The 14838-nt window shown below is 62.6% G+C and carries 15 protein-coding genes; all 15 read left to right on the top strand.

The features are described 5' to 3' along the window. The first annotated feature begins 50 nt into the window (after positions 1–50). The 15 genes from JN12_RS11195 to JN12_RS21025 all read left to right on the top strand — a co-directional run bounded on the left by JN12_RS11195 (position 51) and on the right by JN12_RS21025 (position 14702). Entirely contained in the window at positions 51–308 is a 258-nt protein-coding gene (locus JN12_RS11195; RefSeq protein ID WP_145022677.1) for a phosphopantetheine-binding protein, read from the top strand. Beyond that, positions 305–1588, top strand: a complete 1284-nt coding sequence (locus tag JN12_RS11190; RefSeq protein WP_145022674.1) for a B12-binding domain-containing radical SAM protein — start codon at positions 305–307, stop codon at positions 1586–1588. Before JN12_RS11195 ends, JN12_RS11190 begins: the two co-directional genes overlap by 4 nt. 33 nt (positions 1589–1621) lie before the next feature. Further along, positions 1622–3160, top strand: coding sequence for a class I SAM-dependent DNA methyltransferase (locus tag JN12_RS11185; protein WP_145022671.1), 1539 nt, complete (start codon positions 1622–1624; stop codon positions 3158–3160). Continuing rightward, positions 3150–3989 (top strand): KilA-N domain-containing protein, encoded by an 840-nt coding sequence (locus JN12_RS11180; protein ID WP_145022668.1) that lies wholly within the window; start codon positions 3150–3152, stop codon positions 3987–3989. The genes JN12_RS11185 and JN12_RS11180 overlap by 11 nt, the downstream gene beginning before the upstream one ends. Then, positions 3986–4198 carry a hypothetical protein gene (locus tag JN12_RS11175; protein ID WP_145022665.1) on the top strand — a complete coding sequence of 71 codons (213 nt, stop codon included), beginning with the start codon at positions 3986–3988 and terminating at the stop codon, positions 4196–4198. Before JN12_RS11180 ends, JN12_RS11175 begins: the two co-directional genes overlap by 4 nt. 72 nt (positions 4199–4270) lie before the next feature. Continuing rightward, complete coding sequence (locus JN12_RS11170) at positions 4271–5110, top strand: ACP S-malonyltransferase (protein WP_145022662.1); 840 nt, start codon at positions 4271–4273, stop codon at positions 5108–5110. A 138-nt stretch (positions 5111–5248) separates the two neighbouring features. Further along, a complete protein-coding gene (locus JN12_RS11165) occupies positions 5249–5671 on the top strand; it encodes an acyl-CoA thioesterase (RefSeq protein ID WP_145022659.1) in 423 nt (140 codons plus the stop codon). After that, positions 5668–7065 carry a lipid biosynthesis B12-binding/radical SAM protein gene (locus tag JN12_RS11160; RefSeq protein ID WP_145022656.1) on the top strand — a complete coding sequence of 466 codons (1398 nt, stop codon included), beginning with the start codon at positions 5668–5670 and terminating at the stop codon, positions 7063–7065. The genes JN12_RS11165 and JN12_RS11160 overlap by 4 nt, the downstream gene beginning before the upstream one ends. A 68-nt stretch (positions 7066–7133) precedes the next feature. After that, a complete protein-coding gene (locus JN12_RS11155; RefSeq protein ID WP_145022653.1) occupies positions 7134–7874 on the top strand; it encodes a 3-oxoacyl-ACP reductase family protein in 741 nt (246 codons plus the stop codon). A gap of 3 nt (positions 7875–7877) precedes the next feature. Further along, positions 7878–9083: a beta-ketoacyl-[acyl-carrier-protein] synthase family protein gene (locus tag JN12_RS11150; protein ID WP_145022650.1), complete on the top strand. Its 1206-nt coding sequence runs from the start codon at positions 7878–7880 to the stop codon at positions 9081–9083. Beyond that, the gene (locus JN12_RS11145) at positions 9080–10123 is read left to right on the top strand and encodes a beta-ketoacyl synthase N-terminal-like domain-containing protein (protein ID WP_145022647.1); all 1044 of its coding nucleotides are present in this window, start codon (positions 9080–9082) and stop codon (positions 10121–10123) included. The genes JN12_RS11150 and JN12_RS11145 overlap by 4 nt, the downstream gene beginning before the upstream one ends. Next, positions 10089–10502 carry a 3-hydroxyacyl-ACP dehydratase FabZ family protein gene (locus tag JN12_RS11140; RefSeq protein WP_145022644.1) on the top strand — a complete coding sequence of 138 codons (414 nt, stop codon included), beginning with the start codon at positions 10089–10091 and terminating at the stop codon, positions 10500–10502. Before JN12_RS11145 ends, JN12_RS11140 begins: the two co-directional genes overlap by 35 nt. Positions 10503–10827: 325 nt before the next feature. Next, positions 10828–11442, top strand: coding sequence for a LolA family protein (locus JN12_RS11135; protein ID WP_145022641.1), 615 nt, complete (start codon positions 10828–10830; stop codon positions 11440–11442). A 2-nt stretch (positions 11443–11444) separates the two neighbouring features. Then, positions 11445–12170, top strand: coding sequence for an outer membrane lipoprotein LolB (locus tag JN12_RS11130; protein WP_145022638.1), 726 nt, complete (start codon positions 11445–11447; stop codon positions 12168–12170). Positions 12171–12173: 3 nt separating this feature from the next. Beyond that, positions 12174–14702 carry an MMPL family transporter gene (locus JN12_RS21025; protein WP_145022635.1) on the top strand — a complete coding sequence of 843 codons (2529 nt, stop codon included), beginning with the start codon at positions 12174–12176 and terminating at the stop codon, positions 14700–14702. The last annotated feature ends 136 nt before the right edge of the window (positions 14703–14838 follow it).

Raw genomic sequence — 14838 nt, 5'->3', positions numbered from 1 at the left:
TTGTAGAACAAAACCATCAGTTGAATAGATTACGACAAAGGAACCATTGAATGGCTGAAGAACTGATCGCAACAGTCAAGCAGATGATCATCGACGCCCTCCGCATCGAGGGGATGGCCCCGGCGGATATCGATACCGATGCCCCGCTCTTCGGCGAAGGGTTGGGACTGGACTCCATCGACGCCCTCCAGCTGGTGGTGGCCATGGAAAAGCAGTTCGGGGTCGTGGTCCCGGATGCGGCCACCGGCACCAAGGTCTTCCAGTCGGTGCGCACCATGGCGGATTATATCGCGGAAAACCGTAAATGAAGGTGCTGTTCGTCTCACCCGGCTGGCCCAAGGGTCGCCTGTGGGGCGAACTCGGCTTCAAATTCCCCTCCCTTTCCCTGGCAGCCCTGGCGGCCGTCACCCCGCCGGAGTGGGAGGTCGGCCTCTGGGACGAGAACATCGAGCCGTCGCCGCCGGCCACCGACGCCGACCTGGTGGCCATTACCGCCATGACCCCCCAGGCGCCCCGTGCCTACCGGTTGGCGGCTCACTTCCGGGCCGCGGGCAAGACGGTGGTCATGGGCGGCTTCCACGCCAGCAACCTGCCGGATGAAGCGCTGCAGCAGGTGGACAGCGTGGTGGCGGGCGAGGGAGAGCTGATCTGGCCGGAGCTGCTCGCCGATTTCCGGGCCGGTCGGCTGCAGCCCGTCTACCGCTCCGGCTCACTCATCGAGATGACCGCCATTCCCGTGGCACGGCGGGAGCTCTTCGGCGGCAAGAAGTACCTCTTCACCAATACCCTGCAGACCACCCGCGGCTGCCCCTTTGACTGTGAATTCTGTTCCGTCACCGCCTTTTACGGCCGCAAGTACCGCAAGCGGCCGGTCGATAGTGTCCTGGCCGAACTGGAGGGGTTGCGGCGGAAGAACTCCTTTGCCTTTTTCGTCGACGACAACCTGGTGGCAGACCGGAACTATGCCATGGAACTCTTCGCCGGCATGCGGGGGATGGGGTTCAAGTGGCTCTCCCACGCCCCCATCGACTTCGCCGATGACCGGGAATTCATCCGCGCCGCGGGCGAGGCGGGGTGCGTCGGCCTGTTCGTCGGCTTCGAGTCCCTCAACCAGGAAGCGCTCAAGGCGATGGGGAAGGTGACCAACAGTTCCCGGTCCTACCTGGAGGCCGCGAAGGTGTTCCGCGATCACGGCATCGGCATCCTCGGCTCCTTTGTGCTCGGCAATGACCACGACACCCCGGACGTCTTCCCGCAGCTGCTTCGCTTTTGCGAAAAGGCGCGCATCGAGGCAGCCATCTTCCCGATCCTCACCCCGTACCCCGGCACCGAAGTACGGCGGCGCCTGGAGGTGGAAGGGCGAATTTTATCCAATGCCTGGGAGGACTACGACATGGAGCACGTCACCTTCACCCCCAAGGGGATGACGGTTGCCGAACTGCAGGAGGGGTATGACTGGCTTAACCGCTCCTTCTACTCCTTCGGCTCCATGTACAAGCGGATCTGGAAGCTGCACCGGTCGGTGCAGGTCTTTGCCCCGATGAACATCGGTTTCCGGGCGGCGCTCCGGCGGAAAATGAAGGTGTAAAGCGGAGAGGTTAGAAACAACTGGAGATATTGAATGGCAGAAAATAACGAACTGGAAAAAACCTTTTGGGCGGCGGCGGATAAACTCCGTTCCAATATGGATGCAGCGGAGTACCAGCACGTCGTCCTCGGCTTGATCTTTCTCAAGTATATTTCCGATGCCTTCAACGATCTGTATTTCAAGCTGAAAGCGGGGCACGACGAGTTCGAAGGTGCTGACCCGGAAGATGCAGACGAATACCGCGCCTATAACATATTTTTCGTGCCGGAAAAGGCCCGGTGGCAGTACCTGCAAGACCGCGCCAAGAAGCCGGAGATCGGCAAATTGGTTGACGATGCAATGGACGCCATAGAGAAGATAAACCCTTCGCTGAAGGGCGTGCTACCGCAAATCTATGCAGACCCTGACCTGAACAAGCAACGTCTTGGTGAACTGATCGACCTGATCGGGACCATCGGCTTCAACCAGGATGGCCACACGGCGAAAGACCTGCTCGGCCGCGTCTACGAATACTTCCTCGGCCAGTTCGCCGATGCCGAAGGGAAGAAGGGGGGACAATTCTACACCCCCGCCAGCATTGTCAAGGTGCTGGTGGAGATGCTGGAACCTTACCAGGGGCGGGTGTATGACGGCTGCTGCGGCAGCGGCGGGATGTTTGTGCAGAGCGAGAAGTTCGTCCTCAGCCACCAGGGAAACATCAAGGACATCTCCATTTACGGGCAGGAATCCAACCCCACCACCCTGCGCCTCGCCAGGATGAACCTCGCCATTCGCGGCATCGATGCGCGTCTGGAGTCGGGCGACACCCTTCTGAACGACAAGCATACCGACCAGAAGATGGACTTCATTTTAGTCAATCCGCCCTTCAATGTGAGCGACTGGAACGGCGAGAAACTGCGTGACGATAACCGCTGGAAATACGGCGTACCGCCGACGGGCAACGCCAACTATGCCTGGCTGCAACACTTCCTTCATAAGCTGAGCCCCAACGGCACCGCCGGGATTGTGTTGGCCAACGGCAGCATGAACAGCAACTCCGGCGACGAAGGCGACATTCGCAGGAACATGATCGAGGCCGGGCTGGTGGATTGCATGGTGGCGCTGCCGTCGCAGCTTTTCTATAACACCATGATTCCGGCCTGTATCTGGTTCCTGGCCCGCAATCGTAGGGGCGGGTTCGGAACCCGCCCTTACCAACGCGACCGCTCCAACGAAATCCTCTTTATCGATGCCCGCAAGCTCGGCACCATGGTCAACCGCCGTAGCCGTGAGCTGACCGATGACGATGTAGCCCTCATCGCCGGGACCTATCACAGTTGGCGCAACATGGATGGCGGCTATGAGGATAAGGCCGGCTTCTGCAAGGCTGCCACCATGGAAGAGGTGCGTAACAACAACCATGTGTTGATGCCGGGGCGCTATGTGGGGACCGAGGAAGAGGTAGATGACGGCGTGCCGTTCGAGGAGAAGATGAATGCCTTGACCTCAAAGCTGGCGGAGCAGTTTGCCAAAGGGGTTGAGTTGGAAAAGACCATCCGCGAGAACCTGAAGGGGATCGGGTATGGGTTCTAAAGAGCGTTCATCGGCTAAGATGCGAGTCCTGGACCGGGATGTAGCATTTTACTCACAAAGGGAGGAAGACTTCATCTCCCTCACCGATATTGCCCGCTACAAAGACAGCGAGCGTACTGACTACATTATTCAAAACTGGCTGCGTAATCGCAACACGATTGAATTCCTTGGTATTTGGGAACAGTTGAACAATCCCGATTTTAATCCCATCGAATTCGATGGGATTAGAAAACAGGCTGGGCTCAACAGCTTCATCCTCACTGCCAAACGATGGATAGAATCAACGGGCGCAATAGGTCTGGTCTCCAAGGCCGGACGTTACGGAGGCACCTACGCCCATAAGGATATTGCCTTTGAATTCGCCTCGTGGGTTTCGGTGGAATTCAAGCTCTACCTTATCAAAGAGTTCCAGAGACTAAAGGAAGAAGAGCGCAAGACCCTTGGCTGGGATATCCGGCGCAATCTGACTAAGATCAATTACCGCATCCACACGGATGCCATACAGACCCATCTGATACCGGCTGAACTTAACTCCAAACAGACCTCGCTGATATATGCCAGTGAAGCCGATGTGCTGAACCTCGCCCTCTTTGGCATGACTGCTTCCCAGTGGCGTGATGCGAATCCCGATAAGAAAGGGAATATTCGCGATTATGCCGAGGTTGCGCAACTGGTCTGCCTTTCCAATCTGGAAAACCTCAATGCCCTCTTTATCTCCGAAGGTTTGTCGCAAAAAGTCCGCCTCGAACGCCTCAATAAGATCGCCATTCATCAGATGACGATTTTGACGGGTGACGCACGGATGCTGCTATCAGGAGGGGACGAGTGAGAGATCGCCTTGTTATGATCCTCCCGATCTGGATTTCGCTGCGCCCCGAATTACGAAACAAGCTGTTGCGTAATTGTTTGGCAGAAAAAGCCAGCGGTTTGTTGGACAAATTTTGCAGCAGGTTGCTGCAAATATACAACGTCAGTTACAAAAGTATTGAAGCAGGCGGAGCAGTTGGCGGATTTTTGGACGCAAGGGAAATAAGCTGAGATGCTCATCGATATCAATTCGTGCATTGAAGTTGACTCAACTCTGATCATCCAATTTGCAAAGGTTTTAGCATGATCTGCTTCATGTTTCCGGGCCAGCCGCTTTCCCTTGACGGTACAGTTCCGGTCGATGCCGACTTCGCCGAAATTGCCCGCCTCACCTTTGATCGGACCGGCCTTGACCTGGGGAGCTTCAGCTGGAGCGGGGTTCCGGCTACGGAGCATGTGGCGCTCCAGGTCTACGGCACTGCCATGAGCCTCTACCGGTACCGGTCTCTGCACCAGCAGGGGCAGAAACCGGCCATCATCGCCGAGCACAGCATGGGGATCTACGCCGCCATGGCCGCCAGCGGTGCGGTAGCCGAGGGAGACGCCCTGGAGCTGGTCTGGCGGATCGGCAGCTGCATGGCCGGCATGGGGCAGGGACGGGAGTATGCCCTTGGCTGTGCCACCGGCCTGACACGGGCGCCGCTGCTGGCCATTGCCGAGAACTGCGGCGTTTATCTGGCCAATCAGAACACCTCCCGCCACTTCCTGCTGGCAGGCGACCGGCACGCCATCGAGTGCGCCATGGCCGAGGCGCTCTCCGCGGGTGCCTTTTCCGCCCGCACCGTGCCGTGCGACGCCCCGCTCCACACCCCCCTCCTGGAGGAGATCAGCGACGCGCTGAGGGATATCGTCCGCGACTACCGCTTCGTTGAGCCGACCCTGCCGCTCATGAGCCATATCGACCAGGATTTTCTCACCGCTGCCGACCTGCCGGAGTTCCTGGTGCGGGAGCTCTGTCTCCCGGTCGATTGGGAAAAGACCTACCTGGCGCTGCGCAGGGCAGGGGTGACTCAGTTCGTCGAGGTGGGCGCCGGCGATGCGCTCAGGAAGTACAACCGCTGGATAGCCAGTGAACTTGGCTGAGGCAAAACCATTCAACGCGGAAGGACGCGGATCTTTAAGCGGATTGACTACAAATGAAGTTGGTCAAGGATTCCTGTTATGCTTAGATGTTATCCGCGTAAATCCGGTTTGTTCCGCTGAATCATGTTTGGATCTCCCATGACCTATCACGAAACGAAAATTCGCGTCCGCTTCAACGAGATCGATGCCTACCGGGTCGCCTGGCACGGCCATTACGTGGCCTGGCTGGAGATCGGCCGCAACGAGCTGGCCGGGCAATTCGGGCTGGACGTCGACCAACTGGCCGCAACCGGCTACCTGGGACCGGTCGTTGCCCTGGAGCTCAAGTACCTGCGCCCGGCCCGCTTCAACGACGAGGTCACGGTCCGCACCACCCTGCGCCGGACCGACACGCCGACCCTGGAATTCCATACCATCATCGTCGGTAGCGACGGCTCACCCTGCGCCAGGGGAAAGACGATCCATGCCCTGACCGATCTTGACGGCGTTACCCAGTACCGGCTGCCGTCCGTTATCGCCGAGCGAGTGGAACGGATGCTGGCCTGGGCGGAGGGGTCATGAAAATACTGCTCATCTCGGCCAACCGCGAACGCTCCCCCTATCCGGTCTTTCCCCTGGGACTCGCCTATCTGGCCACCCCTCTGGCCGCTGCCGGCCACACCCTGTCGGTCCTCGATCTCTGCTTCCAGGCCGAGCCGCTGAGCGCCGTCACTGCGGCCCTGGATGAGTTCTGCCCCGAGACGGTGATCATCTCGCTCAGGAACATCGACAACGTGACCTTCCCCGGTTGCCGGTCGTACTTGGCCGGGGTGCGCGATCTGGTGGCGGTTTGCAGCGGTCGGGCCACGGTCGTTATCGGAGGCTCCGGCTTCTCCCTGATGCCGCGGGAGATACTCGGCTACACCGGTGCCGACTTCGGCGTGATCGGCGAGGGTGAAGTGGTTCTGCCGCGCCTCATGGAGGCCATCTCCGGCGGCGATCCCGGCTCGCTTCCCGGTATCGTCCTTCCCGGCGCGGAAACGTTCCTGCCGCCGGCTCCGCTCACCACAATCGGCACCCCGGACCGGACGCTCTTTGCCGTTGACCGGTACCACCGGGAAGGCGGGATGGCCAACCTGCAGACCAAGCGCGGCTGCCCGTTTGCCTGCATCTACTGCACCTATCCGCTTCTGGAGGGGGCACGGGTCCGGCTGCGGCCGGTGGCCGAGATCGTGGCCGAGATCCGCACCCTGGTCGACGGTAACGGCGTCGACTACCTCTACTTCGTGGACGACATCTTCAACTACCCGGTGGAGTTCGCCCTGGAGCTCTGCCGGGCCATGCGGGCGGCCCGCCTGCCGGTGAACTGGTCCGCCTTCATCAACCCGGATTTCCTTCCGCCCCATCTGCTGGAGGCGATGCTGGCAGCCGGTTGCGACGCCCTGGAGTTCGGCACCGATTCCGGTTCGCCAACCATGCTCAGAAGTCTTGGCAAGTCGTTCAGCGTGGAGACGGTGCGGGAGGCCTCCTGCCTCTGCAGCGAGTTCGGGGTCGACTTCGCCCACTACATCCTGTTCGGCGGTCCCGGCGAGAGCGAGGAGACCATCGCCGAGAGCTTCAGCCTCATGGACGAACTGGCCCCCACCGCGGTCATCACCATGACCGGCATCAGGATCTTTCCCGGCACCGCCATCCAGGGCCAGGCCCTGGCCGAAGGGGTGATCACCCCGGAAACGAACCTCCTGGAGCCGGTCTTCTACCTCGCCCCGGCCATCCGGGACAGTCTCTGCGCCACGGTCACCAGGCTGGCGCTGGAGCGGAAGAACTGGGTGGTGCCGGGGTTGGAGATCAATATCAGTGACGCCATGCTGGAGATGATACGCCACTTCACGGTTCGCGGCCCGCTCTGGAAGCTGGTGAAACGCCTTGGCCGGAGCCACATGAATCCTCTCGAACCGCCCCCGCCAGCTTCCTGACCACGCCAACCGCTGGACTTTTCCCCGGCCTGCCGCTACAATGAGACCCCGCAACAAAGGGAGTCTCCATGGAATTTTCCGATCATATAGTTGCCGTCACCGGCGGAACCCGCGGCATCGGCCGGGCGATTGCCCTCCATTTTGCCCGACAGGGGGCGCGGGTGTATGCCGCCTACCTGAGCAACGAGGCTGCGGCCGAGGCGTTGCAGGCGGAGGCGGCCGGGGTTAGCGGCAACATTACCGTTGTCAGGGCCGACGTGAGCACCCAGGAGGGTGGCCGGTCCTTCATCGAGGCGGCTGCGGAAGCAACCGGCAGTATCGATGTCCTGGTGAACAATGCCGGGATCATCCGGGACGGTTTTTTGGCCATGATGGCGGAAGCTGACTGGGAGGCCGTGGTGCGGGGGAACCTGGACCCGCTCTTCCACTGCTGCAAGTGGGGGGTGCGGAAGATGATGGTGGGCCGGCGCGGCGCCATCGTCAATCTCTCCTCCATTTCAGGTCTCATGGGAACCGCCGGACAGACCAACTACGCCGCCAGCAAGGGGGCGATCGTCAGCTTCACCAAGGCTCTGGCCAGGGAAGTGGGCAGCATGGGGATTCGGGTCAATGCGATCGCTCCCGGCCTCATCGACACCGAGATGCTGGCCGGCATGAAGCCGGAGATGGTGGCGCAGGTGGTGAAGAGCTCGGCCCTGGGCAGGATCGGCCGGCCGGAAGAGGTGGCCGAGATGGTCGCCTTTCTGGCATCGGACCGGGCGTCGTACGTCACCGGCCAGTGCTTCGTCGTGGACGGGGGAATTGTTTAGGGAATGAACAAGCGGAGAATAGCCATAACCGGCCTGGGGGTCTTCTGCGGTGCCGGCAAGGACGTGGCCGCCTTCACCACGGCCGTCGTTGACGGGAAGAGCGGGGTCGGGCAGGTCGATCTGTTCGACGTCTCCGCCTTTCCTGCCAAGATCGCCGTGCAGGTGAAACAGTACGACCCACTGGACTATATTCCAAGGCGCGACGTCCACCGCCTCTCCCGTGCCGACCAGTTCGGCCTGATCGCCGCCGGCGAGGCACTTAGGGCGAGCGGTGCAGCTCAAGCCTACTCTCCCTATGATCTGGGGGTTGTGGTCGGTGCCGGTGCAGCCGGCATGTTCCAGTCGGAACAGTGGCTGAAAGGGATTATGGCCGGCAGCAAGCCGGCTGCCGGCCTGCTGCGCGGCATCCTGCCGGACCGGACATCGACGGTGATTGCCGAACAGTACGGTCTGGCCGGCTATCAGGGGACGGTGACCACTGCCTGCTCTTCGTCGTCCACCGCCATTGGCTGGGGAGCCGACCTGATCGCCACAGGCCGCCAGCGGGCCGTGGTCTGCGGCGGCGCCGACACCCTTTCCATCCTCACCTTTGCCGGTTTCAACTCCCTCAAGGTGGTCGATCCCGAACCGTGCGCCCCGTTCAGCCTCGGTCGCCAGGGGATCACCCTGGGCGAGGGGGCCGCCTTCATGGTGCTGGAGCATGAGGACGAGGCGGTCCGGCGCGGGGCGAAAATCTACGGCTACATCCTCGGCTATGCCCTGGCCGGCGAGGCGCACCACATGACGGCACCCGACCCTTCCGGCGCCGTGGCGACCCGGATGATGGCCGACGCCATGCGCCATGCCGGTGTCACGCCCGACCAGGTGGGATGGGTCAATGCCCACGGTACCGGCACCCCGTTGAACGACGTGGTGGAGTCGAACAGTGTGAAGACGGTATTCGGCGAACGGGCCGCCCATGTCCCCCTGGTTTCGGTGAAACCGGTCACCGGTCACTGCCTGGGGGCTGCCGGCGCCATAGAAGCGATGGCCACGGTCGTCGCCCTGAACCGGGGGATCATCCCCCAGACCTTGCATTTCCGCGGTAGGGACCCGGAGTGCGACCTGGATTACTGCCACGACGGCCCGCGCTCCACTGCCAGCCGTGTCGCCATCTCCAACTCCTTCGCCTTTGGCGGGAACATTACCTCCTTGGTGGTCGGCATATGACGTCTCCACGAACCGATATCGTCGTAACCGGCCTGGCTGCCGTTACCGCGGCCGGGGTCGGGATTGCTCCCCTGGTGTCGGCACTGGAGAGCGGCACCAGCAGGCTCACGCCAGTACCCGGGGAGATTATCGGGGAATCCGGCTACTCTTGGGGCAAGGCCGACCAGTTCAAGGCTGCCGACTACATGCCCCCCCTCAAGGCCCGCAAGTTCGACCGCTGCAGTCTGCTGGCCGTGGTGGGCGCCGGGCTGGCACTGGCCGACGCCGGCCTCGCCAAAGGGGAGTTCGAGCCGTCCCGGGCCGGCATCGCCCTTGGCTGCGGCTTCGGCGGCATCGCCAATTCGGCCGATTTCCTCGCCGGCTATTTTACCGGCGGTGCCGAGGGGCTCTCCCCGATGCTCTTCCCCAATACGGTCGCCAATGCGGCTGCCAGCAACGCCTCCATCGAACACGGCCTGCAGGGGCCGAACGTCACCACGGTGCAGCGTTTCTGTTCGGCCGAATCGGCTGTTGCCATGGCCTGCCGGTTTCTGGAGGAGGGACGGGCCGACCTGATGCTGGCCGGTGGGGTGGACGAACTCACCCCCCTGATGATGCAGGGATTCCGGGCCATGGGGCAGCTGGACCGGTTTGCCCGTGGTTTCGGGGAAGGGATTGGCCTGCTGGTCCTGGAGCGGTGGGAGTATGCAAAACAACGCGGGGCAGCTGCAAAGGGGACTCTGGGGGACATCCGCACCATCGGCAGGCTTCTGCCCGGCAGCGAGGACGAAGGGGCCGCTCGGCTCCTGCCCGAGGTTGCCGCTATCTCCCGCATTTCCGTTTCCGGCACCGTGGGTGAATGCGCGCCTCTTCTCGACCGGCTCCCGACAGGACCGCGCCTTGACATCGGTGCGATCACCGGCCGCTCCCTCGCCATGGGGGGGGTGGCCATGGCCGCGCTGCTGGCCACTCAGCCGGCCGGCCAACAGGGGCTCCACCTGGCCGCCTCGCCGGAAGGACCGTACTATGCCATCACGTTTACCGGAGGCTCACCTGGTTAATCCGGACCCGGCAGCTCTGCTTCCCCATCGCTATCCCTTTCTCCTGCTCGACACTATTCTCTTTAGGGAACCGGGCGTGGCTGCCAGTGCCACCACCCGGATCACCTTCGATGCCGTGCCGTTTCCAAGGGTACTGATGGTGGAGGCGATGGCCCAACTGGCCGGCGTCGCCAGCGGCTGCGGTGAAGGGGAGGGGGGCTTTCTGGCCACCATCGACCGTGCCGAACTCCTCGGCGACCCGCTCCCCGGCGACACCCTGCTGATCGCGGTCAGGGTCGTGAAGGGGTTCGGCCGCCTGTTCCTGCTGGAAGGGGAGGTTACCGCCAACGAGCGGCAGCTCGCGACTGCAACACTCACCCTCGGCATTGGCGCAATTTGAGGTGAACCTCAGACAACCACGCATTGGACATGAATTAGCATGGAAGATGCGGGCTAATCCCAAATGACCAGGTGTTGTCCGGGTAGCATTTTGCTTACGCCCCGTAGGGGCAGAATGCTGGTAGCCGGGGAATTCATTTCCCGGTCATTTCGGCACAATGCATTACGTCACGTACGTGACGAAGGGATTTATCCGATGTCATCACCGGGGGATAAATCCCCCGGCTACAGGCGAGCGCCCCTACGGGGCTTAAAAGGTTTTAAAAATGCAATGTTCACGCAATTATTCTCAGTGCATCCACGGTTAGAACAAGAATGGGGTCTTGATGATTAAACATACACTGTCCCTCCTCTGCGGCATCCTGCTTCTCTTGGCAGCGCTGCCGCTGCGGGCCGCTGCGATCACGCCGCTGGAGGGGCTTGAGGCGATGCGCCGCTCCTTTGCCAGGATCAGCGACTTCTCGGCCGAGATCACCCAGGAGAAGCAGCTTTCCCTGCTCAGGAAGAAGCTGGTCATGCATGGCCGGGTCCGGTTCCGCAAGCCCGACCTGTTCCTGATGGAGCTCGATCCCCCCTATGCCAGCCGGCTCCTGATGCGCGACAGCATCATCGAGCAGGCCGTGGAGCGTTCGGGCAAGCCCAACCGGATTCCCCTGCCGCCGGAGCAGGGCTTAAGGCGCTGGTTCGACAATCTCTCCCGGCCGCTGACGGCAGTTCCCGAGGGGATGCAGGTGCGGGCCGAGCTGAACAACGGGGTCTATACCCTGGCCATCGTGCCACCCGGTGCGGGACAGGTCCGGGAGCTGGTCCTTGCCTTCCTGGAGGACGGCACGCTGCGGAGGCTGGTCATCGAGGAGCGGAGCGGCGACCGGAGCAGTATCACCTTCAAGCGGTTGAAGCGGAACCAAGGGCTGAGCGAACGGGATTTTCGACTGGAGTGACCATGTTTCCTCGTATTGCCACGAAGAGAATAACCATCCTGTTGCCATTGCGCTGCCTCGTGCTGTTGGCGGCACTGTTGCTGCTTTCTTCCTGTGCCGGACAGGTTGCACAGCTTGTCTACACCAATGGTGCCGTTGTCGAGACCCTCTCAGCGGCGGTATCCCTCTCCTTCAGCTCCGGCGAAAAGGGAATGGGCGGCAGCGGCTACCTGGTCTACCGCCGTCCCGACCAGATGCGGCTGATCGTCCTCTCTCCCTTCGGTACCACCCTGATGGAGGTCTACGTGAACAACGAACGGGTCACCATCGTCTATCCCGGCAAGGGCGCCGCCTTTGCCGGCCGGCTCGCCGACCTGCCCCAGCGGGGGGAGAGCGCCGGCTGGCGTCAGGTGCGGTGGGTCATGGATGTGGACCCTCCCGGCTCCACCATGCAAGACGGCACCCTGGAGCGGATGAACAGTCTGGGGATGAAGGAGCGGGTCACCTTCGAAAACGGCCTGGTCACGGCCAAGGCCCTTCCCAACGGGGACGGGGCCCGTTACGGCGACTTCGCGGTGATCAACGGCGTGCCGCTGGCCACGGAAATCATCATGGAAAATGCCGCCGGCGACCGCTTCCGGCTCAAGCTGAACGAGCCCGAGGTCAACACCCCCTTTGAGGCGGATGTTTTCACTCCCCGCCTGGATGGGCTTACCGTCTATCCCCTGGCTGCCCTGCAGGGGAGTTGATGCATGCCCTCCTTCACCCCCAGCCGTCTGACCAGGGCCGTCAACGCGGCCGTGGCCGCCCATCTCGCCTGGATCTTCAACGCCACGATCCGCAGGCCTCGTCTGGTCTTCGCGTCCGTCCTGCTCCTGACCGCCCTCTCTGCCGTATCCGTCTGGCTGGTCCGCTTCGAAACCGATATCTTCCGTCTTTTCCCGGCCCACCTGCCGGCCCTGGGGCTGCTGCTCGACTCACTGGAGTGGAGCGGCGGCGCCCGCGAGGCCTATTTCCTGCTGGAGGGGGACGCGGCGAAGCTCCCCGCCGAAACCGAACGGTTCGTGGAGCGGTTGAAGGCGCTACGGGTCGACGGCCAGCCCGCCTTTCGCCGGGTCATCCACCGGATGTATGACGAGGCGGAAGGAGCGGCGTTTGCCGACTTCATCGCCTATGCCGTGGCGCGGCCCGACCTGTTTGTAGCTTCCGCCGACCTTCCCCGCCTGACGGAGCGCCTGGCGCCTACCGGGATGGAGCGGTCACTTACGCGGCTGACAGCGGAACTGGGCGGCGGCATTGGCGGCATGGCCTCCCGCCTGGCCGTGGCCGACCCCCTGGCAATCCGGGACCTGATACTTCCCCGTCTCAAGGCCGGGAGCCAGGCCTTCGACCTGGACCCGGATTCGCCCTACTTCCGCTCCCGCGACGGCCAGCTCCTGATCGTCATTGCCGAGCCGGCAAGGCCGGTGCAGGAGATGGCCTTTGCCCGGAAACTGGTGCAGGGAATCAACGAGGCCCGCGCCGGCATGGGGGTGAACGTCTCCTGCGCCGGCGCCCACATCAGCGCCGTGCTGGACGAGGCGGCCATGAAGGGGAATGTGCTCTCCTGCATCCTCTCCTCGCTGGTCGTGGTGCTGGGGATCTTCTACGCCGTCTACCGCCGCCTGCTTCCCACCCTCCTGATCCCCCTGATCCTGGTGGTCGGCGTCATTGTTGCCCTCGGAACGGCAGGGCTGTTCCTGCCGTCGATCCATATCATCTCCTTCGCCTTCATGGCCCTCATTATCGGCCTGGGGACCGACTATTCCATCCACGTCTACGACCGCTTCGCCTCTGAACGGGCCGCCGGCCTGGGGGTGGAGGAGTCATTGCGGCTGGCCGTGGTGGAGACCGGTCATGGGCTCTTCACGGCGGCCATGACCACGGCCCTGCCGTTCCTGGCACTGACCATCGCCGATGTCCGGGCACTGTTCGAACTGGGGCTCCTGGTGGGACTCGGGGTGATCTTTTCCCTCTATGCCACCCTGCTGTTTCTCCCTCCGCTCCTGGTCTGGAACGAGCGCCACTTTCCGAACGCCTGCCGCCCCCTGCCGACGCTGGGCCTGGGGAGACTATGGCGCCTGTCGCTCCGGGTCCCGCGCCTGGTAAAGGCGTGCTCCGGCCTGCTGGTGCTGCTCTTCCTGGCGGCATCCTTCGGCATCTCGTTCGATGGTGAACTGAAGAACCTCCAGCCCCGTTCTTCCGAGGCGTTCCGGACCCAAGAGCGGCTGGAGAGGCATTTGAGCCGCTCGCCCCGCCAGCTCCTGGTGGCGGTGGAGGGGCCGGAGCTGGCAGCGGTCATGGCGCGGACCGGGGAGGTGGAGCGGCTGGCCGGGCGCTACCAGCAGAAGGGCGAACTGGTTGCCTGGTCGTCCCTGGGACAGGTGCTGAACGGTCGGCAGGAGCAGCACAGCGTGGCCGTGGCGGTTGCCGGGACCGCACGGGAGAGTGCTGCGGACCTGCGGCAGGCCCTTCATGCCCGGGGGTTCGCGCCGAAGCCGTTTACCCCGTACCTTGAGTCGCTGGAGCGCCTTACGGGCGCACCGGTGACCGACCGGGAGGAGGCGTTGGCACGCCTGAAAGCCTCGCCGCTCAGGGGGGTGGTGGACCGTCACCTGGTGCGGGACGGCCGCGGCTGGCACGCTCTGGTCTACCTGCATTACCGGGGGGAGGAGTTCAAGCGGGACCGGTTCCTGGCCGAACTGCACGGCATCGACCCACATGCGCGGGCCACCGGCGTGGAGCTGATCAGCAGTGAGCTGGCCGGTTCGGTTCAGCGAAGCTTTGCGTGGGGGTTCGTGCTGGGGGGGCTACTGGTGATCTGCCTGCTGGTGGCCCATTTCGAGTCCCTGGCCGGGATCTTCTCCTCCCTCTATCCGGTGGTCTGCGGCGCTGTGGCCATGCTGGGGACCATGGTCCTCTGCGGCATGCGGCTCAATTTCATGAACGCCATGGTGCTGGTGACCATCGTCGGCATGGGGAGCGATTACGGCCTGCATGTCGGGCACCGGGTGACGGCCGGGGATGATACGGAGAGGGAACAGCAGTTCGTCCAGGCCGGGCGGGCGGTGCTCCTGTCGGCGCTCACCACCATTGCCGGCTTCGGTTCCCTGGCCTTCACCGATTACGGCGCCATGTCGTCCATCGGCTGGGCCACCAACTTCGGGGTCGGCTTCACCGCCCTGTTCGCCCTGGCGAGCCTGCCGGCGTTCCTTGGGTCCGTTGGGGAAAAAGATAGATAGTACGCTGCATTCACAGCACAAACGTAGAAATCTCTGTTGGGTTACGCGACGCTAACCTAACCTACTGTTTGCTTTTTCAGGATGAATTTTCCTGTCTCGGCTATCCGCGTAACTCCGCCTTAAATCAGATTTAATC

Source organism: Geobacter argillaceus, from assembly GCF_007830735.1.
GTDB lineage: Bacteria > Desulfobacterota > Desulfuromonadia > Geobacterales > DSM-12255 > Geomobilibacter > Geomobilibacter argillaceus.
The sequence above is the reverse complement of the archived record's forward strand: the minus strand, read 5'-3'. Positions and strand labels throughout refer to the sequence as shown.